The organism is Streptomyces calidiresistens (assembly GCF_014141525.1).
GTDB classification, from domain to species: Bacteria; Actinomycetota; Actinomycetes; order Streptomycetales; family Streptomycetaceae; genus Streptomyces; species Streptomyces calidiresistens.
In genome coordinates, this window is record NZ_VKHS01000002.1 from 1 (window position 1) to 17,695 (window position 17,695).

The following is a 17,695-nucleotide window of genomic DNA, read 5'->3' on the forward strand; positions in this document are numbered from 1 at the left end:
CGTCAACGCCGACCTCAGCTGACCTCAAACGTCAACTCGCCGACAAGGTCATCGACAACCGGGCTCATCTGGAGGCATCAACCCGCAGCATCCTCCACGGAATCCAGAAATTCCTTGTCCGTGTCAGGGGATACTTCCGGGCCCCGCACACCAGATACGCGACAGACACCATTTGGTGACAGATCAATATTATACGCGAAATCGAGCGGGGAAGTGCCGGGCTTCTCCAGCTTGTGCTGCTTTAATTTCGAGGCGGTGCGTGCGGGGGTGAGCCCGCACGCACCGCCCCCCGAACCGGGCCTTCGAGCCATCGGGGTTACTTGCTTTTCGGGCAAGTCCCGTTCGGTGTTCTCGACCTATCCCCGGTCCGTCTCCTACCGGCGGGCCGCGGTACCTCCGCCCAGCGCTCGAACACGAGGTCGGCCTGGAGTAGGCGACGTCGCTCGTGCGTGGTGCACAGGGCGACGCACCGCATCCCTGCCGCTCGCGCGGCAGCGATTCCCGTCGGTGAGTCTTCGATGATCAGGCAGTCCTCCGGTGTGGCACCCAACTCCGCAGCGGCGTGCAGAAACAGATCAGGGGCCGGTTTTGCCGCGACGCCAGTGCCCGTGGTGAACACCGGGCCAGGAAACCGTGCCTGCAGGTCCGATCCCGCCAGTGCCGCGCCGAGCAGTTGCGGATTCATCGACGTGGCTGCGCAGATGTCCGTGGAAGTGGCCGCAGTGGTGATGAACTCCCAGGCCCCCGGAATATACCGAACGCCACGACCGAGAAGTTCCCGCATTATTTCGCGGCGTTCACTGGCCAGTTTGAAAGGATCCTCGTCCAGTTCGTAGTGGTCGACGATGACTGAAATGGCTTGGACATCCCCCAGACCGGTAATCAAGTGTTTCACCGAACTGCGGTCGTAGGTGCGCCCGCGTCGTGCCAGAAGGATTTCCTGTGCTTCGTCCCAGGTCGGCTCGGTGTCCAGGATGACGCCTTCGACGTCGAAGATCACCACCGATGCCTCCGTGGCCGCGACGGTCATGAGACCTGCGCGGCGAGCTGCCGGATGGCCGCCGTCGCGTACGTACCCGACGGCAGGAAGAAGCTGAGCTCGACACGCTTGCGTCTGGGGAAGTACTCGTCGTCCGCACGGTCGTCCACCTCGATCACCGTCTGGGCCACGGTCGCTCGCACCGACGCCGAGCGGGCCAGCGCACCGCCGTCGAACCGGTACTTCGTGGTCGGCAGCTCGTGGGCCTCGGCCAGCACGCGCGCCGCGGCCGCGGACTCGGTGACGTAGGTGAAGCTGATCCCGTCGACGGTGATTCGGCGGACGCAGGCGCCAGCGGCCGCCGTCGCGAGCTCGGCGAGGTGCTCGTTCCAGGCGAAGGAGGCGTGTGCGGCCGGGTAGAAGGACGTCACTCGTTCGTCGAGCTGGAAGAAGAAGTCGCGGCTCGGTCCCGCCCAGTCCGCGGCGAGCTTGCTCTCCGGGGAGTTCAGCTCCATCAGGATCTTCCTGGCGTCGTCCCAGCGGCCCTCGAGCATGGCCGCGCCTACCAGGTGCGTGAGGTGCGGGCCGTTGGGAACGCCGAACCGCTGGGTGTCGAAGTAGTTCAGGAACATGAAGTTGATCTTCTTGCGGCTAAAGAACCCGGTGGCGTGCTCGGGCTCGACGTTGCGCAGCACGACTTTGAAGCTGTTGCCCTCCATCTGACCCACTCGCAGCGGCGTGTTGGTGAACCCGTAGTGCTGCGTGGTGTACCAACGGCCGCCGGTGCCCACGTCCGCTTCGTCGGACGTGGGAAGGGAGACGGCCAGCGGTGTCGAGATGAGCTGTTCGGTGACGCCGTCCTCGTCCTTGAGTCCGCAGTAGCCGATCGAGCTCTCGGTGGTACCGGCTGCGGCGGCGATCGCTCGGACGATCTCCATCGTGGTGTAGCCACACTTGCGCAGAAGGTATAACCGGTGGGTCGCCGATTCCTTCGGCGTGTGGCGCACCGCCACGCTCTCGCGAACGAGGAAGTCGTCCGGGATGTGCTTCACCTCAAACTCGTTCAACGACCGACTCCTTTCGAGCGGTTCCGGCAAGCAGCCTGGCCACGCGCTCACCAATAATCATGCAGGTCAGGTTGGTGCTGGCGCGGACGGAAGACGGGATGATGGATGCGTCCGCCATACGCAGCCCCTCGGTGCCGAAGACCCGCCACGTGCTGTCGACGACGCCAGAGCCGGGGTCGGCCGACATCGCCGCAGTGCCGCTGGGGTGATGGGCAGTCTGCACCTGCTTAGCGACATACCGGTCCACGCTCGCGTCGTCCGCGAGCGAGAGGTCATCGGCCCCCAGCACGCGCTGTACGTATCCGTGCATGTCCTCGTCGGCCGCGATTCGGTATGCCAGCCGCAGTCCTTCGCGAAGGCGGATCCGGTCAGCCGGCGCTGCCAGGTAGTCGAGCCGGATCTCCGGGGCCTACCGGCATCCCGGCTGGTCAGGCGCCCAGTTCCGCGCGAATCCGGTCGCATGAGAGTGGCCGTGATCACGAAAGCGTGCCAGCTCTCGCATGAGTGCGCGAGGTGGGGTGCATGGGCGCTCATCTCGACGTGGTTGAGCAGAAAGAGTTGCATGTCGTTGGTCAGTCCCCAACCGTCGGATGTGTACCGCAGGACCACCTCGACGCACGGTGCGGAAGTGTTGACGGAACCGGATGCCGGTGCGCAGAGCAGCGGGACCTGCGAATGGTCGGCGAGGTCAGTGCCGACGGCCGGCAGGTCGGCGACCACGTTGATGCCCAGTGCGCCCGGGCCGGCCGCCGGGCCGATGCCGGACCTTGAGCAGGAGGGCCGGGGTGCCCACCGCGCTCGCGGAAACGAAGGCGCGTGACAGCGACGTCATCCGCTCGGCAGGTGTCCTGGCCACCGGTAGCGCACCGGTCTGGCCGGTGGTGGTGCCCGCCGTGGTTGGCATCGGTCTCGATGGCGGTGAAGGCGTTTAACGCGTCGCCCCACGACCAGGTCTGCGCACCGGATGGCCAATTGTCGAAGTCGACGGGCTCCGGCCGCAGGGCGACGCAGGTGTTGATCACCGAGCACCCGCCCACGACCCTGCCGCGCGGTATCCACATGTCGCGGTTACCCGGTCCGGATGAGGTGTAACCAGTCGGGCGAGCCGAGCGCGGGTGTACGCCCGTTGCGCGTGTGGCCGGAAGAGGGCGTTCGTGGTAGCCCGGGCCGACTTCAAGGAGCAGGACGCTGCTGTCGGTCAGACTCGCCGGACGGGCGGCCAGCACTGCGCCGCTCGACCCGGCACCGACCACGACGTGGTCGTAGTGGGCTTGCCTTCTTGTGGTCACTCGCATCCCCTAGCAATCGGACTGATCACCGGCCGAAGCCCTGCCATGCCAAAGGTCACCGACATGCAGAATTTTTCACTGTCCCAGCTGGGTCAGCGGAAAGTGCAAGGTGGGCAAATTACTCGAAGAGGGGATACAGGAATGGATGACGCGGGCATCCGCCCGCCCACTGCCCCATGGGCTCCCCGCATCGCGAAAATTAAAACTGCCTGATACGCCGGAAATTTTGGAAGCGCCAGCATCAGCTACCGATGGACCGTACACCAGGCGGGGTCCGAACGTCCAGCATTGACTTCACAGTTGAAGACGCTGATGCTCGTACTGGTTCCGCGCCGCAGATGAAGTCTGGACAAGTCCGTGAGCGCTGAGTACAACTGATTTACGGTTGCCTTGAAGAGCAGCACGGACACTGAGCTCGCTTCCAGCGCCGCGCTCTGGCACAGGTTTGTGTGGTGCTTCGGCTGGGAACGCCCGGATGTGCCAAGTTTGACTCCCTGGGGGTGTTGAATTGCTCTCCACTGAGAGCGCCATGGAGCTGCTCTGCCCTGGGAGGCGCAGGGAGCAGGAGGTAAGGCGCTCGCGGCTGCATCGGCACCCGGGTCAAGCTTAGTGACACGGTCTGCGGTCGGGTTCCTGACATCCATTAGGATCGGGTCGGAGCCGCATGACTTACTATTCGATGCATTGTCGCCGTCCGTCAGGAGTATTCAGTCAGTATAGCCGGATTCTGATCTTCCGGCTGCAGTCGGTGGTCGCCCAGCGCCGCCCCTCTGAGGAGCTTCCAAAGATGAAGGCCGAATACGGGAATGAAGCGGACCGCACAGCGGCTCTTATCGAAATATGGCGCGAGGTTCTCGGCCCGCAGCACCTCGACGAGGACTCGGATCTCTTCGAGGCCGGCGGAGCATCGATGCACGTCCTCGAGATCGTTGGCCGGGTCTCCGAGGTCATGGACGTAAACGTCCGACTGCGCCAGATCTTCGAGTACTCAACGCCGAAGAGCCTTTCGGTGTTCCTCGGCGCCTCCCAGCTCCAGTCAGAGAGGTGAGTCGAGCGTGCACACCTGGGATCAGCGCTTCGAGTCGCTGTTGCGCGCGGTGCTGCATGATTTGCCGGACGACCAGCAACTGACCGCGGATCTGGACACCAGGGCCGCCGGCCTGACCTCACTCGCGGCCGTCGATCTCCTCTTGAACATCGAAGCAGCGTACGGGATCTCGATTCCTGAGGACCTGCTGAAGTTCGAAAGCTTTAGGACGCCAGGGGCACTCTGGTCGCTGGTCAGCCTCGTAGTAGACCGAGCGGCAGACACCGACATTGCGAACCGATAGCGAACTCATGCTGGCAATCTACACCTCGGCTCCATGGCTAATGGGCGAAGCCCGCGAAGAGCCGTTCCGACATCTCGACGAGATCACCGCATGGACTGAAGAGCTGGGCTGTGTCGGGATGCTGATCTTTTCGGACAACACTTCCTTCGATCCATGGATCGTCGCCGGCAGGATCCTGACGAAGTCGCGCGACCTGGTCCCGCTGATTGCCATGAATCCTGTGTACCAGCACCCGGTGTCGGTCGCGAAGAGCATCAACTCGATAGCCGCTGGCAGCGGTCGGCGCATCGGCTTGAACCTGGTGACCGGTGGTTTTTCCAGGCACTTGAGAGAGATGGGCTGCAACCTGGACCACAGGCAGCGATATGACAGGCTGGCGGAGTTCGGCGCCGTCATCTCCGAGCTGACTTCAGCGGAACGGCCGCTGAAGTACGCCGGCGAGTATTACCAGCTGAACGGGCTCCGACCGGCTCCTCCGCCGGTCGCCGGCCTGGAGCCGCGCATCTTCGTATCAGGAACCTCGGACGACTGCATCCGCGTGCAGAAGGAGCTCGGTGCGACACGGCTGAGCTATCCACGGGAGCCGCAGGAGTATGCCGAGGAGTCCTTGCCCGCGGACAGCGGCTTCCGGCTGGGCATCATCGCTCGAGAGGATTCGAGCACCGCATGGCGGCTCGCCCACGAGCGCTTCCCCGTCGATCGGCTTGGCGAGGAGTTTCACGATCTCGCCTATGAATTGGTCGAATCCCACTGGCATCGCCGGCTCTCGGAGGATGCCATGAAGGTGAGCGCCGCGATAGGCGGCTACTGGATGTACCCGTTTCGGGCATATAAAACATTCTGCCCGTATATAATAGGCGACTATGCGGAGACGGCGAACCTTCTGCTGCAGTATATGAAACTCGGCGCCTCGACTTTCATTCTGGACGAGGCTTCGAGCAAGGACGATCTGTTCCACTCGGTTCAGGTGCTGCGTATGGCCTGGTCAAAGTACACGGAGAACCATTCATGAAGCCTCAGTCAACTCTCGATGGAGGCAAAAGTGCAGAATGACAACCTGCTCACTTCCCAGCAGATCGAAGACTATCATCGAGCGGGATTCATCTTTCAGCCCAGCGTGCTCGAAGCGAGCGACGTCGAGCTGCTGAGAAAAGAAGCCGAGAGAGAGCTTGCACAGGATACGTCGAGGCGCACTGTCGAGGCCGACACCGGGCTCCCTTACCGTGTCCACGGCTCCCATATGCACAGTGAGCTGTTCGCTCGGTTCGTCCGCCATCCCCGAGTGCTCGGCATTGCTCGACAACTACTGAATGATGACGTGTACGTCCATCAGTTCAAGATCAACAAGAAGCGCTCTTTCCAGGGAGAGATCTGGCGATGGCATCAGGACTTCATGTTCTGGCACAACGAGGATCAGATGCCCGAACCGCGTGCGCTCACCGTCGCTGTCTTCCTCGACGAGGTGACGGAGTTCAACGGCCCCTTGATCCTTGTCCCCGGCGGCCATTCTGATGGGCTCATCCCCGCCGCCGCCAAAAATGACGGTTGGGAGTCGACGTTGACGAACAACCTGAAGTATTCGCTCGAAAGTTCAGGGCGCATGCAAGAGCTGGTTTACCAGCAGGGTCTTGTCGCCCCCAAGGGACCGCCGGGCTCCTTGCTCTGGTTCCACTGCAGCATCCCCCATGGATCGGCACAGAACATGTCTCCGATCGATCGATCCCTACTGCTCTTGAGTTACAATGCCGTCAGTAACGCCCTCCCCTCTCCTAGTCCCCGCCCTGAGTGGCTGGTAGGCCGGGACTTCTCGCCCCTGAACCCCCTTGAGGGGAGCTTGATCGCCCCCGGATCGTAGAACGGCATCACGTTCCAGCCCCGAGCTTCCTTGGGGAGCGGGGCGGACCCGCTGCGTCCATTTCAGGACTTTCGGACGCCCAGATCGGGCGGATTCAACGACCCGGGTGTGCGTCCTTCCCCAGGGGTGTGCGCCCGGCAGGCAGAGCGATAAGCGCGCGTCGATGGGATGTCGCTGCGAGGAGGAATCGAAGACGATGATGAATGCGCGATATTCACTGGAGAGCTGTGAACTCAACCCTGCGACCGCCAATGCGCTACGCCTCCTGGCCGAGCGTCACGGGACATCGGACTCTGCTGTTCTTCTCTCGGCCTTCGCGGCGACACAGTATCGGCACAGCCGCCAGGACGCGGTCACCATCGGTCTTGTGCTCGACGAACGCCCACCTCTCAGTGGTTCCGTCATCGGTTGCCACCCTGCGACCGTTCACCTCCGCATGGCTTTCTCTTCAGAAGTCACCTTCGAGGACCTGCTCGCCGAGACAGCGGTGTCGTTCGACGAGGTGGTCGAGCATAGGCAGGCGAGTGCCGATGCGGAGGAGGGATGGCTCCATCACATCCCTCTCAGGCTCGCTGTCACCGACCTCGACAGGTGGGATCCGGGCGCAGCACCTCCCGGCCTGTCCGTTGAACCGCTACAGAGCTCTGGCGTGGCGGAACTGTCAGGCGTCACCTGTGCAGTGAGGTCGGGGGGAGTGGCGATCGTGCTCGAACTGGACTGCGACCGGCATTCACTTCCCGGTATCAGCCCTCATCGGTGGTGGCGCTCGTTTTACGCGCTGCTCGAGGATGCCGTGAGGCGGCCTCACGCGCGCGTCGATGAACTGCGCATGCTCTCTGGCGATGAGGAGGAAGAGCGCGCAGCCGCCATCAACGCGACATTCGATGTGTATCCTCATCTCAAGCCGATCCATCAGCCCTTCGAATCAGCCGCGCGCGATCATCCCGGCCGGGTGGCGATCCACTTCGGGGACGTGGCCGTCACTTACGGTGAGATTGACCGCAGAGCCAACTGTATGGCGCAGTCGCTGGCCGGTGCGGGAATCGGTCTCGAGCATGCCGTCGGCATCTGCATGGAACGTTCGCCGGAACTCATCGTCGCCGTGCTCGCAACACTGAAGGCGGGTGCCGCGTTCGTCCCGCTCGACCCGAGGCTGCCTGCTGCCCGTATCCAATCGATCGTCACAGGTGGCGAGCTGACGGCGATCATCACCGACGAGCAGTTCGACTCGCTGCTGCAGGGCACTGGGGTCACTCTTCTCCATGTCGATGACACCGGCTCGGATGCTCGTCCGCCGGCGGTCGAGGTCGCGCTGGACGACACCGCCTACATCTACTTCACCTCCGGATCGACCGGCGAGCCCAAGGGCGTCGTCATCGACCATCGCTGTGCTGCCGGACGCATCGAATCCCTGATGCAGCGGTTCCCTCTCAAGGAGGGTGAATCTGTTCTCCTGAAGACGCCATTGATCTTCGATGTGGCGATCTGGGAGATCTTCGCGCCGCTCAGTGTAGGTGCGACCATTCACATGGCGTTGCCTCGCGGTGAGGCCGATGTCGACTATCTTGCCAGACTGCTGAGCACGCGTGGCCTCGTCGCGGTCCATTTCGTACCCTCCATGTTGAGAGCGTTCCTCGACTATGCGCGACCGCAGTCATATCCCGACCTTCGGTGGGTCTGGGTTACCGGAGAGGCTGTCTCCAGCTCGCTTCTGGATCGCTTCACTCAGCACTTCAGTGCCGAGTTTCACAACCTGTATGGGCAGACGGAGACGTCGGAGGTCGCTGCCTGGAAGGGCACGAAGTATGATTCCGCGCACAGTGTCCCAATTGGGAAACAGATGGGAGTATATCGGCTATTCGTCCTCGACGATGCGCTGAGATTGGTACCTCCCGGAGTCGTCGGGCAGCTGGGAGTCGCCGGACTCGGAGGGCTGTCCACGGGCTACCAGAAGAATCCGGAGCTCACCGCCGAGCGATTCGTCCCTCATCCTTACCCGCTCTCCCCGGATGAGCTGATCTATCTCACCGGCGACCTCGCGATGACCGACGAGGATGAAATTATCTCGTTCCTCGGGCGGTCTGACACCCGGATCAAGATTCGTGGAGGCCGAGTCGAAGCCGGAGAGGTGGAAGCGGTTCTCGAACGTCATCCAGGCGTTCGCAGCTGTGCTGTGACAGCTCATAAGAACAGTGCAGATGAAGACGAGCTGATCGCCTACTTCGTGGGTGATGACACTTCTGTGAACGTCCTGGCCGAGCACGCCGGCCAGTATCTACCTGAGTACATGTTGCCGTCGACCTACGTCCGTATGGATTCCTTCCCGCTCGGTCCTTCAGGCAAGCTTGACCGGCGTCGTCTGCCTACTCCGACGCCTGCGGATCGAGCGGCGATGGCCGGAGGGGCCGCCCCGAGCACTCCCATAGAGATGGCACTCGCTGAGCTTTGGAAAAGCGTGCTGGGATTGGAGCGTGTCGGATGTATAGATAACTTCTACACAGTCGGCGGAAATTCGCTCAAGGCACTGAAGATGCTGCATCGCGTCAAATCCATGTTCGGTGTGGAGATCTCCGCGCGGACGTTTTTCATCGACCCGACGATATCGGGTCTCGGTGAGATCCTGTCGCGAAAAGCGACCACGAGCCCGTGACACCTGATGCTGGGAGTCACCTATCACGATGCGGAGATCGAGACAGCATGACGACTCGACTGCTCGGCTTGGATTATCCAGGACGACGGGTTGGAGCGAGAATAACCGACCTGGACCTGTCGCCCTTCGGCATCGAGCTGACAGAGCTGATGAGGGACTCGCTTCCCGTCCGCTTCACTGCCCGAGACTATGCTCTGGACCTGCTTTCCAGGTCACCGCTCGCGAGCGACGGTGTGCACGCCATACTTGCCTATTGTGCGGCTGCGCCGATTGCTCAGGAAATGGCGCAATTGCTGGTGGAGAGAGGTGTCGGCCCAGTGCCGCTGGTGCTTTTCGATGCCGACCCGTGTGGCGCGGACGCACTATGGCAGGGGTGCTCGGCGTGTGTCGCCGAAGCGGACGGGCAAGCGTCCATCGCACCGTTGAGTACGTCCATGCTGTCGGACCTTCTGGACGATCCACGCGCGCTGGTCGACGTTCTCGAGAAAGACTTGTCCGATCGTGTGCTCAAGAGCCTGGCCGCGGACGACCTCAGCGAAGAGGAACTCGTCTTCTGTCACGAACAGATCGTGCGGTCCATGCTCGACTATCTCATCTATCTTGTATCTGCGTACCACTCCGCACGGCCTGCATGGGGAGGAAGCGTTCTGCACATCGCGTCCGAAGGCCATCCGTACTGCGAGCCGTGGCAGGGTGCCTCTCAAACTCAGCTGATTCGGGTGAAATGCGATAGAGCAGATCTGCTGCGCCATCCGGACACCGTTGAGGCGGTGTCGGCGTTCGTGAAGTCGCATTGAGAAGGGGTGTGTCAATTTAACGGCTGATCTTGGTTGTTGAGTGTCAGCTGTTGGTCGGAGTGAGGCGGCCATCGAAGGCGATCTGGAAGGCGTTCAACGGGGCCTTCCAGCGCATGGTCCATCGTTTGCGGCCGTTGCCGGTCGGGTCCAGGGACATGAGTGTCATGTAGACGCACTTCAGGGCGGCTTGCCCGTTGGGGAAGTGCCCGCGTGCGCGGACGGCCTTGCGTATCCGCGCGTTCACGCTCTCGATCGCGTTGGTCGAGCAGATCACCTTGCGGATCTCGACATCGAAGGCCAGGAAGGGCACGAATTCGGCCCGGGAATCCGACCACAGCTTCAGGATCGCCGGATACTTCCGGCCCCATGCCTCCTGAAACCCCAGGAACCGCTCCATCGCTGCGTCCTCGTTCGGCGCGGTGTAGACGGGCTTGAGCGCCTTGGCGATCTTGTCCCAGTCCTGGCGGGCCGCGTAGCGGAAGCTGCCCCGCAGCAGGTGAACCACGCACGTCTGAACGATTGTGCGGGGCCAGACGGTCTCCACCGCCTCGGGCAGGCCCTTCAGCCCGTCGCAGACGAGCATCAGCACATCACCGAGGCCGCGGTTCTTCAGCTCGGTGAACACATGCAGCCAGTACTTGGCCCCCTCACTGCCGTCACCGGCCCAGATGCCCGGGATCTCGTGGGTGCCCTCGACGGTCACGGCCATCACCACATAGATGGGCCGGTCGGCGACCTGACCGTCTCTGATCTTCACGTTGATGGCATCCACGAACAAGACCGGGTAGACCGGGTCGAGTGGGCGGTTCTGCCATTCGGCCATGCCGTCCATGACCTTGTCCGTGATTGTGGAGATGGTCTGCTTGGACACCACCGCTCCGTAGAACTCGGCCAGGTGCGCGGAGATCTCGCCGTGGGTGAGGCCCTTCGCCGACAGCGACAGCACCATCTCGTCCACCCCCGTCAGCCGGCGCTGCCGCCTGCGCACGATCTGCGGGTCGAAGGTGCCGGCGACATCGCGGGGCACCTTCACCTCGACCGGGCCATCTCGCCCTCCAGAGCGGACTCCGGCACACGCTTCGTCAGCTGCTGCAGCAGCCCGCCCTCACCGGTGGGCTGCGGCCCTTCACCGCGAGCCCGGTCCACAAGCATCGCGACCAACTACTCGTCCGTCGCCACACCCGACGGCGTCTCCGCCGACAGCTCGACGGGCTCGCGCTCGGCAGGGGTCTCGGTCATCTGGCGTCTCCTTGATCATCAGATCCGCCGTTGATTAGATACTCCCTGGTCATACAGATGTGCTTGTGCGGTGGACAGCGCCGCCGGATTGCCGCTCCTTGCCCAAGTCGGGACCGGGACGCTCTCCCTGCTGACGATGTCCTCCGGGAGACGCTTGACCTTCAACGGCGTCAACAGGCCGCTCCCTGCACGGTTCCGGACAACGCCGCGGCGACGCGCTCGCCGATCATGATGCAGGTCAGGTTGGTGTTGGCCCGCACCGAGGAAGGAATGACCGAGGCATCTGCGACGCGGAGCCCGTCCGTGTCGAAGACCCGGCATTCGCTGTCGACGACGCCCGTGGCCGCACTCGACGCCATGGCGGCGGTGCCACTCGGATGGTGCGCCGTCTGCAGGTGTGCCGCAAGGTAGCGATCCGTGCTCGCGTCGTCGTCGACGGACCAGCCGTCGACGTCCACGAGTCGTTGGATGAACTTACTGACTGCCGGATCGTCCGCTATACGCCGCACCAGCCGTAGCCCTTCGCGGAGACGGGCCCGATCGGATGCCGCAGCAAGATGGTCGAGGTGCACCACCGGGGGCCGACGGGGATCACGAGAGCCCAGCCGCACACTGCCCCGCGACTCCGGCCCCATCAGATTCGCGGTGATCACGAAGGCGTGGCTGCCTTCCACAGAGGCGGCCGAGCGGGGCGCGTACTTCCGCATCTCGACATGGTTGAGCAGGCACAGTTGCATGTCATTGGCCATGTTCGAGCCCTGCGCGCGGTACCGCAAGACGACCTCGGCGCAGGGCGCGGAAGGGTCTGCCGTGCCCTGCTGGGGTGCGCAGACGACCGGTACCTGCGAGTGATCCGCGAGGTTCCGGCCAACGGCAGGGAGGTCGGCGACGATGTCGATCCCGAGTTCGCTGAGTTCCTCGGCCTTGCCGATGCCGGAACGGAGCAGGATCGCCGGGCTACCGATCGCACCGGCGGCGATCGTCACTTCGGCCGCGCCGATGTCGCGTACCTGCCCATCAGCGACGACCCGCACTCCCGTCGCGCGCGATCCGGTAAACAGCACCGTATCCACCAGGGTGTTCGGCATGACGGTGAGATTGGCCCGCTGCCGCGCCGGCTCCAGAAAGGCTTTCGCCGTCGAGATCCGGCCCAACGAACCGTCGACATTCAGCGGAAGGGCGCCCACACCGGTGCTGTGGGGCTCGTTGTGATCGGCGGTACTGTCGAATCCGGCCCTCCGGCACGCCTCGGCGAATGCCTGGGACAGCGGAGTCATCCGCTCCCTGGGCGTTCGGGCGATCCGAAGGGGGCCGCGGCGGCCGTGGTGAGCGCCGACCCGATCGACATCGGCCTCTATGGCGACGAACCCATCCAGCACCGCTTCCCATGACCAACTCACCCGGCCCGACGGCCAGTCGTCGAAGTCGCCGGGCTCCGGCCGGAGCGCGATGCACGTGTTCACACTCGAGCAGCCGCCGACGACCTTGCCGCGGGGGAGCCAATACTCGTTGCCGCCGGCACCGCGGGCGGTGTACCCCCAGTCGTGAGAGTTCAACGATGGTGTCCGCCCGTCCTGGAGCTCCGGTGGAAGGGCTAGGCCGTGATAGTCCGGTCCGGCCTCGATCAGCAGGACGAGGCGGTCGGTGCACTCGGCGAGTCGAGCGGCGAGTACCGCACCCGTCGACCCGGCGCCGACGACTATGTGGTCAAAGAACACTGGCGAGCGCATGGCACTACCCTTCGGCCGCTCATGGATTGCACGATTACGAATGAGGCGTACTTCGCCCCGGCATCTGACGACAGCGAGAAGGGCCGCAGGGCATCTATAACGGAATGCACGAGAGCGCTTCGCCGAGCAGACGGTCCCGGCGGGCGCTCTGGTTCTCGGCGTTGAAGCTCGTGAGCTCCTCGTCCACGACCCTCGAACTGAGCTGCTTGCTGCACAACCGCAGTGGCCGAAAACGGCGTTACCGACCAACTGTGCCGGCCAGGAGCCCGAAATCGAGCCGAGAACACCGGGCTTGTCTGCAGTGGAAGGAAATGGCACGTCCGAATAGTCGATCTCTGAATGCCACCCCTTGAGGAGCTCGCCATTACCTTCGGGACACCTCTCGATCTCCACTGGGCCGAAGCTCCAGGTACTGCAGCCGCACTTCCTGGTCACCTGCTCACACTTGGTCTGAACCGGTCACCGTCTCGGAGAACTGGGGTGGCACAGCAACTCACGGCATGGGACTGGCACTGCCACGGGGCACGAAGCGATCAGGTTGCGTCAGTACAGGAACGGAGCAGGTCCGCGATCACGGTGTCGAGGTCGCGATGGAGGCCGTTAGCGAAGGCGTACCGCGCAGACACATTTTCTGTCTTCCCCGCGGTCATCCTTTCGGGAGGCCGTGGCCTCAGCGTTGGTCAGCATGATGGTGAGGGAGTGAGCATTCATTCGCTACGGTCGGTCCAGGACGGTTCAGGCGAGGTAATAGGGTCGGCTGTGTGCGGCGACCGGGGCCGACTGATAGGTCCACATGCCAGCCGCGGCGGCGTGGGTCAGCAGCGCCGTGAGGTCCTGGCCTACGAGCGAGGTCGGCTCCGCCACATGCAGTGAGACCTGTGCGGCCGTTTCGGAGTCCAGCAGGTAGTACTGATAGGGGTGGTAGACGCTCTGCCGACTGGTCAGCAGGCGGCCCTCCGAATCGGTTCCGTAGCCCGTGACAGGAGTGTTGTTCACCGGCACGCAGGCCAGGCCGCCAAGGTGTGCGTCGATGCTGAACAGCAGGCGGCCGCCGGGCGTGATGCTCCCGTCATCGGCGAAGTCGGCGTCCAGGACACGGACATGCCAGTCGGACGTCTCCGGACCGTTGAGCGACGGCATGGTTGCCGTGAAGCGGGCCGGTAGTTTCGGCTCGGCGAATATTTTTGATCCGGCCTCAATGGCCATCACATTGTCGCAGAGCACGTGAATTCTGCCGATGCCGAGCAACTTGGTCTGGTCGATTCCGGTGGCATACTGCTCGTACGACACCGGGAACATCCGGTGCTCCTCGCCCTGAGGATATGCGATGATGTTTATCTCCACCTCCTCCGTGATGCTTGAGCCGTCTCCGTACTGCGCGAAGTAAAGCTGATAGTTGAGCGAGAAGCAGGCGCGGCCGTCGAAGTCGGCTGGGGCCAGGCGCGGGTGGGTGCGACCTAGGATATTCGCAGCCGTCTCGAAATTCACCAGGTAGTCGATCCCGATGTTGTGCCACGCCCCACAATAGAAGGGCAGCCGAAAGGGCTCGGGAATCGGCGGCAGAGGGAGGGGCGCGTCGCGTCGGGTCGAGTTCGGGTCGAGAGCAGTCATCATAGTTGCTTTCTCGTGACGTGTGTCGGCGGCCGCACTCTAATTCGTGCTGCTTGGACAGCGACAGGCAGGTGGGAGATATTGTTGGAATGAACGTGTGTGGGAGCTCGCCGGCCAGGCTGAACCCGCCGGCCGAGGTCTGCCACAACATGTGCCGAATAGAGCAAAGCGCCAAAGAGGATATAGGGGATTCCTCGCGCATCTCATCGCGTCGCAGCCGGACCTCGCGGGCAGCGTAAGCCAGGTTCACCACCCGGCCGTTGACCTGCTCCATTCGCTCGGCCTTTAACAAGTCGAGGTGAAAAGAAGGACGCTCAGGGCGTGATTACAGCACACGAGCCACCCTCGCGGAGGAAAGTGGTGGCCATTTCCTCGTTTCGATCACGTGGCAAGACCCTGGCTCTCAGCTTCCTACTCGGCAGCTGCGGCGCCAGAGACAGAGGATACATATTCAACCCTTAAGGCAATGCTCAAAATTCCAGGATTGATGTAGTGATGAGCGCTCGCTCATACTGGCAGGCCCCCTCATCGCGCGACTCTTGGTTTCAAGGTGACACGACTCTAGACGCGAGCGGGCCTGTTTCACCCCTGACAGGCGCTAGGTGTATGAGGCCACAAGGTTGGTGACGCGTGTGAGGAGTCGGGAGGCGGGTGGTTGGTTTCTGGCGTCAGTGTGGGGGCGATGGTAGTTGTAGTGGATGTTCCAGACGGCCAGGGCTTGGCTGCGCGGGGCGTTTGAGGTCCATGCGGGCTGGTGGATAGGAAGGGGCCTTGACCCCGGATGTTGGACACGGGTTATGCGGCTGGTGCCAGCGTAGTTGGTGTGAGGTGGAAGTCGTTCTCGAAGGCGATCGGTGAGCGTTGTCCGATGCGGGAGTGTCGGCGGCGGATGTTGTAGCGGTGGAGCCATCGAAACGGGTCGAGTCGGGCCTCGCGCTCAGTTGGCCAAATCTTTCGTCCTTGCAGGGTTTCGCGTTTGAAGCTCGCGTTGAAGGACTCGGCGAGTGCGTTGTCCGCGCTGGACCCGACCGTGCTCATGCTTCGTCTGACCCCTGCTGACCTGTATGCTTCGGCAAATGCCCTGCTCGTGTACCGGGCTCCGTGGTCCGTGTGCATGATCGATCCGGCGATGCTGCCGCGGGTTCGGATCGCCGCGTCCAGGGCATCCGTGAGGAGATCTGCGCGCATGTGATCGGCGAGCGCCCAGCCGACCAGACGGCGCAAAGCGAGGTCGATCACGGTCGCCGGACAGCAGAACCTGCCATCGTCGATGGGTAGGTGGGTGATGTCGCCGAGATACTTCGTGTTCGGGGCCCAGACGGTGAAGTCGCGGCCGATCAGGGCCGGCGCTTTGGTCGCGGCCGGGTCTGCGGTGGTGCGGTGCCGGCGGCGCAACCGGACTCCTTCGATCCCGAACGTCCGCATGATCCTCGCGACCCGCTTGTGATTGACCGTCTCGCCGCCCGTCTCGCGGAGCTCTGCGGCGATTCCAGGAGCCCCATGGGTGCCGTCCGATTCCTGGTGCACCGCCCGTATCCGGGTGGCAAGCTTCGCGTCGGCCGCCTGCCGGGCGGCCCGGTCCGCAGCCATCCGGCGCCGGTAATAGAAGCTCGAGCGGGCGACGCCGAGGATGCTGCAGGGCCGCTTCACGCCGTAACGGCGCTGGAGGTCGGCGACACACCGGAAGCGGTTCACCAGCGCGCCTCCCCGGCGAAATACTTCGCCGCCTTCCGCAGGATCTGGCGTTCCTCCTCCAACTCGCGGACCTTCTTCCGCAAGGCTGCGTTCTCCGCCTCCAGCGGGGCAGGCGGCTGGGACGATTCCTGCGTCCGGCGTCCCCGAGGACGGCTCACCCCGGCTGCCCTCACCCGGTTCCGCAGGGTCTCCGGGTTGATCCTCAGATCGGCGTCGAGGTCGACCTCGTCGTGGACTTCGTCCACGTGCTCGAATATTTACGGAAGGCCGCCGACGACCTGCACCACTCGCGCGAGGAACGGGTTGCGTTCGTCGCCGCCACCGCCTCTTCGAAGGACACAGCGTCGCTGTGGCCGCCGACCTGCACCACCACCAGCGCCGCCGAGTAGGCCAGCGCACAAGGCCCGGACCGGCCCGCTGCGCGGCCTGCCTCACCGCGAAGCAGCCGTACCTGATCTACCACATCGCCCTGGCGCTGGGCCGGCTCATCGCCACTGGCGTCATCGAAGGGAGCTGCCCATACCTGGTCAAGGACCGCCTCGACATCACCAGAGCCCGCTGGAGGCCGGTAGACCAAGGAGCCACGTGCCGGAGACCTCGTGGCCAGCGTAGCGGCGGTTATCTACCTTCTCCGGCGACGGCCGGCACACCAGCGCCGTCACCCGCTACGAGCACAACAACCGCTGGATCCGGCGCGAGGCGATCCACAAGCCCACGACCATCATCACCAGCAGATACAGCGCATGGCCCAGCAACCCCCACGAGACCAGCCCCAACGCCAGACCCCGTACGAGCTCCACGGCGTGATACAGCGGAAGTGTAACCACCAGCGCCTCCACCACCGCTGGATACCCGCCCACGGGCGCGAATGTACCGGAGAACAGAAACAACGAGAACTGCGCCACTGTGATCAGGTCGAGATCCTGCCAGCCGCGCATCAGCGTCGACGTGGCCATCCCCACCGCGGCGAACGCCATCCCTACCAGCAGTGTCGCCGGAAACGCCGCCAGTGCCCACCAAGGATCCGCCAGCCCGAACATCACCATGATTACCAGGAAGATCGCCGTGTAGAGCGCACTGCGCACCATGGCCCACACCATCTCACCGAACGCCACCTCGATCGGCTGCACTGGCGTAGCCAGGATCGCATCAAACGTCTTGGAGTACTTCATCTTGTAGAAGAAGTTGAACGCCGTCTCAGCCAGCGCCCCGTTCATCGCGGACGCCGCCAGCATCGCCGGAGCAACGAACACTGCGTACGGCACCAGCGAGCCGTCGTCCATCTGAATGTTGTTCACCAGTGCACCCACGCCGACACCGATCGACAGGAGATACAGCAATGGCTCGAAGAACCCCGCCAACAACACCAGCCAATACGACACGCCGCTCCGCAAAGCCCCCAGGTTACGGTTCATCACCGCACCCACCCGACTCGCCGACACATGTCGTGCC

At 63.5% G+C, this 17,695-nt stretch carries 15 protein-coding genes and 3 pseudogenes; 8 read left to right on the forward strand and 10 right to left on the reverse strand.

What is annotated here, in order from left to right; genetic code table 11:
* Window positions 1-316: 316 nt before the first annotated feature.
* The 3 genes from FOE67_RS00260 to FOE67_RS00270 are packed head-to-tail and all read right to left on the reverse strand — an operon-like array spanning window position 317 to window position 2,446.
* Entirely contained in the window at window positions 317-1,003 is a 687-nt protein-coding gene (locus FOE67_RS00260) for an HAD family hydrolase (RefSeq protein ID WP_182659696.1), read from the reverse strand.
* Between the two features lie 23 nt (window positions 1,004-1,026).
* Window positions 1,027-2,046, reverse strand: a complete 1,020-nt coding sequence (gene truD / locus FOE67_RS00265) for a tRNA pseudouridine(13) synthase TruD (protein ID WP_182659697.1) — start codon at window positions 2,044-2,046, stop codon at window positions 1,027-1,029.
* A complete protein-coding gene (locus FOE67_RS00270; RefSeq protein WP_182659725.1) occupies window positions 2,033-2,446 on the reverse strand; it encodes a GMC family oxidoreductase in 414 nt (137 codons plus the stop codon). The genes truD and FOE67_RS00270 overlap by 14 nt, the downstream gene beginning before the upstream one ends.
* Window positions 2,447-2,831: 385 nt before the next feature.
* Between FOE67_RS00270 and FOE67_RS28720 the strand changes: the two genes are divergently transcribed.
* Window positions 2,832-2,978 (forward strand): hypothetical protein, encoded by a 147-nt coding sequence (locus tag FOE67_RS28720; RefSeq protein ID WP_228473396.1) that lies wholly within the window; start codon window positions 2,832-2,834, stop codon window positions 2,976-2,978.
* 36 nt (window positions 2,979-3,014) lie between these two features.
* On the opposite strand, the pseudogene FOE67_RS30585 reads toward FOE67_RS28720, so the two are convergent.
* Window positions 3,015-3,341 (reverse strand): annotated as a pseudogene (locus tag FOE67_RS30585) (GMC family oxidoreductase N-terminal domain-containing protein); the annotation flags it as partial.
* Window positions 3,342-4,083: 742 nt separating this feature from the next.
* Here FOE67_RS30585 and FOE67_RS00280 point away from each other — a divergent pair.
* From FOE67_RS00280 to FOE67_RS00305, 6 genes are all read left to right on the forward strand, one after another.
* Entirely contained in the window at window positions 4,084-4,383 is a 300-nt protein-coding gene (locus FOE67_RS00280; RefSeq protein WP_323383920.1) for an acyl carrier protein, read from the forward strand.
* A gap of 7 nt (window positions 4,384-4,390) precedes the next feature.
* A complete protein-coding gene (locus FOE67_RS00285; RefSeq protein ID WP_182659699.1) occupies window positions 4,391-4,666 on the forward strand; it encodes a phosphopantetheine-binding protein in 276 nt (91 codons plus the stop codon).
* A 7-nt stretch (window positions 4,667-4,673) separates the two neighbouring features.
* Window positions 4,674-5,678 carry an LLM class flavin-dependent oxidoreductase gene (locus FOE67_RS00290; RefSeq protein WP_182659700.1) on the forward strand — a complete coding sequence of 335 codons (1,005 nt, stop codon included), beginning with the start codon at window positions 4,674-4,676 and terminating at the stop codon, window positions 5,676-5,678.
* Window positions 5,679-5,708: 30 nt separating this feature from the next.
* The gene (locus FOE67_RS00295) at window positions 5,709-6,521 is read left to right on the forward strand and encodes a phytanoyl-CoA dioxygenase family protein (RefSeq protein WP_182659701.1); all 813 of its coding nucleotides are present in this window, start codon (window positions 5,709-5,711) and stop codon (window positions 6,519-6,521) included.
* Between the two features lie 196 nt (window positions 6,522-6,717).
* Complete coding sequence (locus tag FOE67_RS00300) at window positions 6,718-9,171, forward strand: non-ribosomal peptide synthetase (RefSeq protein WP_182659702.1); 2,454 nt, start codon at window positions 6,718-6,720, stop codon at window positions 9,169-9,171.
* Window positions 9,172-9,218: 47 nt separating this feature from the next.
* Window positions 9,219-9,968: an alpha/beta hydrolase family protein gene (locus tag FOE67_RS00305; RefSeq protein ID WP_182659703.1), complete on the forward strand. Its 750-nt coding sequence runs from the start codon at window positions 9,219-9,221 to the stop codon at window positions 9,966-9,968.
* A 43-nt stretch (window positions 9,969-10,011) separates the two neighbouring features.
* Here FOE67_RS00305 and FOE67_RS00310 read toward each other — a convergent pair.
* The 5 genes and pseudogenes from FOE67_RS00310 to FOE67_RS00330 form a co-directional block, all read right to left on the reverse strand.
* Window positions 10,012-11,120: pseudogene (locus tag FOE67_RS00310) on the reverse strand (IS256 family transposase).
* A gap of 257 nt (window positions 11,121-11,377) precedes the next feature.
* Complete coding sequence (locus FOE67_RS00315; protein ID WP_182659704.1) at window positions 11,378-12,937, reverse strand: GMC family oxidoreductase; 1,560 nt, start codon at window positions 12,935-12,937, stop codon at window positions 11,378-11,380.
* A 735-nt stretch (window positions 12,938-13,672) separates the two neighbouring features.
* A complete protein-coding gene (locus FOE67_RS00320; RefSeq protein ID WP_182659705.1) occupies window positions 13,673-14,548 on the reverse strand; it encodes a hypothetical protein in 876 nt (291 codons plus the stop codon).
* A gap of 598 nt (window positions 14,549-15,146) precedes the next feature.
* Window positions 15,147-15,293 (reverse strand): annotated as a pseudogene (locus tag FOE67_RS00325) (IS481 family transposase); the annotation flags it as partial.
* 50 nt (window positions 15,294-15,343) lie between these two features.
* Window positions 15,344-16,500, reverse strand: a protein-coding gene (locus FOE67_RS00330; RefSeq protein ID WP_438874169.1) for an IS3 family transposase whose coding sequence is annotated in 2 segments (ribosomal slippage) — window positions 15,344-16,251 and window positions 16,251-16,500 — 1,158 coding nt in all. Because the reading frame shifts where the segments join, the coding sequence is not laid out codon by codon here.
* Between FOE67_RS00330 and FOE67_RS00340 the strand changes: the two genes are divergently transcribed.
* Entirely contained in the window at window positions 16,489-16,632 is a 144-nt protein-coding gene (locus FOE67_RS00340) for a hypothetical protein (protein ID WP_182659708.1), read from the forward strand. The two genes, FOE67_RS00330 and FOE67_RS00340, sit on opposite strands and share 12 nt — an antisense overlap.
* A 276-nt stretch (window positions 16,633-16,908) precedes the next feature.
* On the opposite strand, the gene FOE67_RS00345 is transcribed toward FOE67_RS00340, so the two are convergent.
* Window positions 16,909-17,658 (reverse strand): ABC transporter permease, encoded by a 750-nt coding sequence (locus tag FOE67_RS00345; RefSeq protein WP_228473398.1) that lies wholly within the window; start codon window positions 17,656-17,658, stop codon window positions 16,909-16,911.
* Window positions 17,659-17,695: the final 37 nt, after the last annotated feature.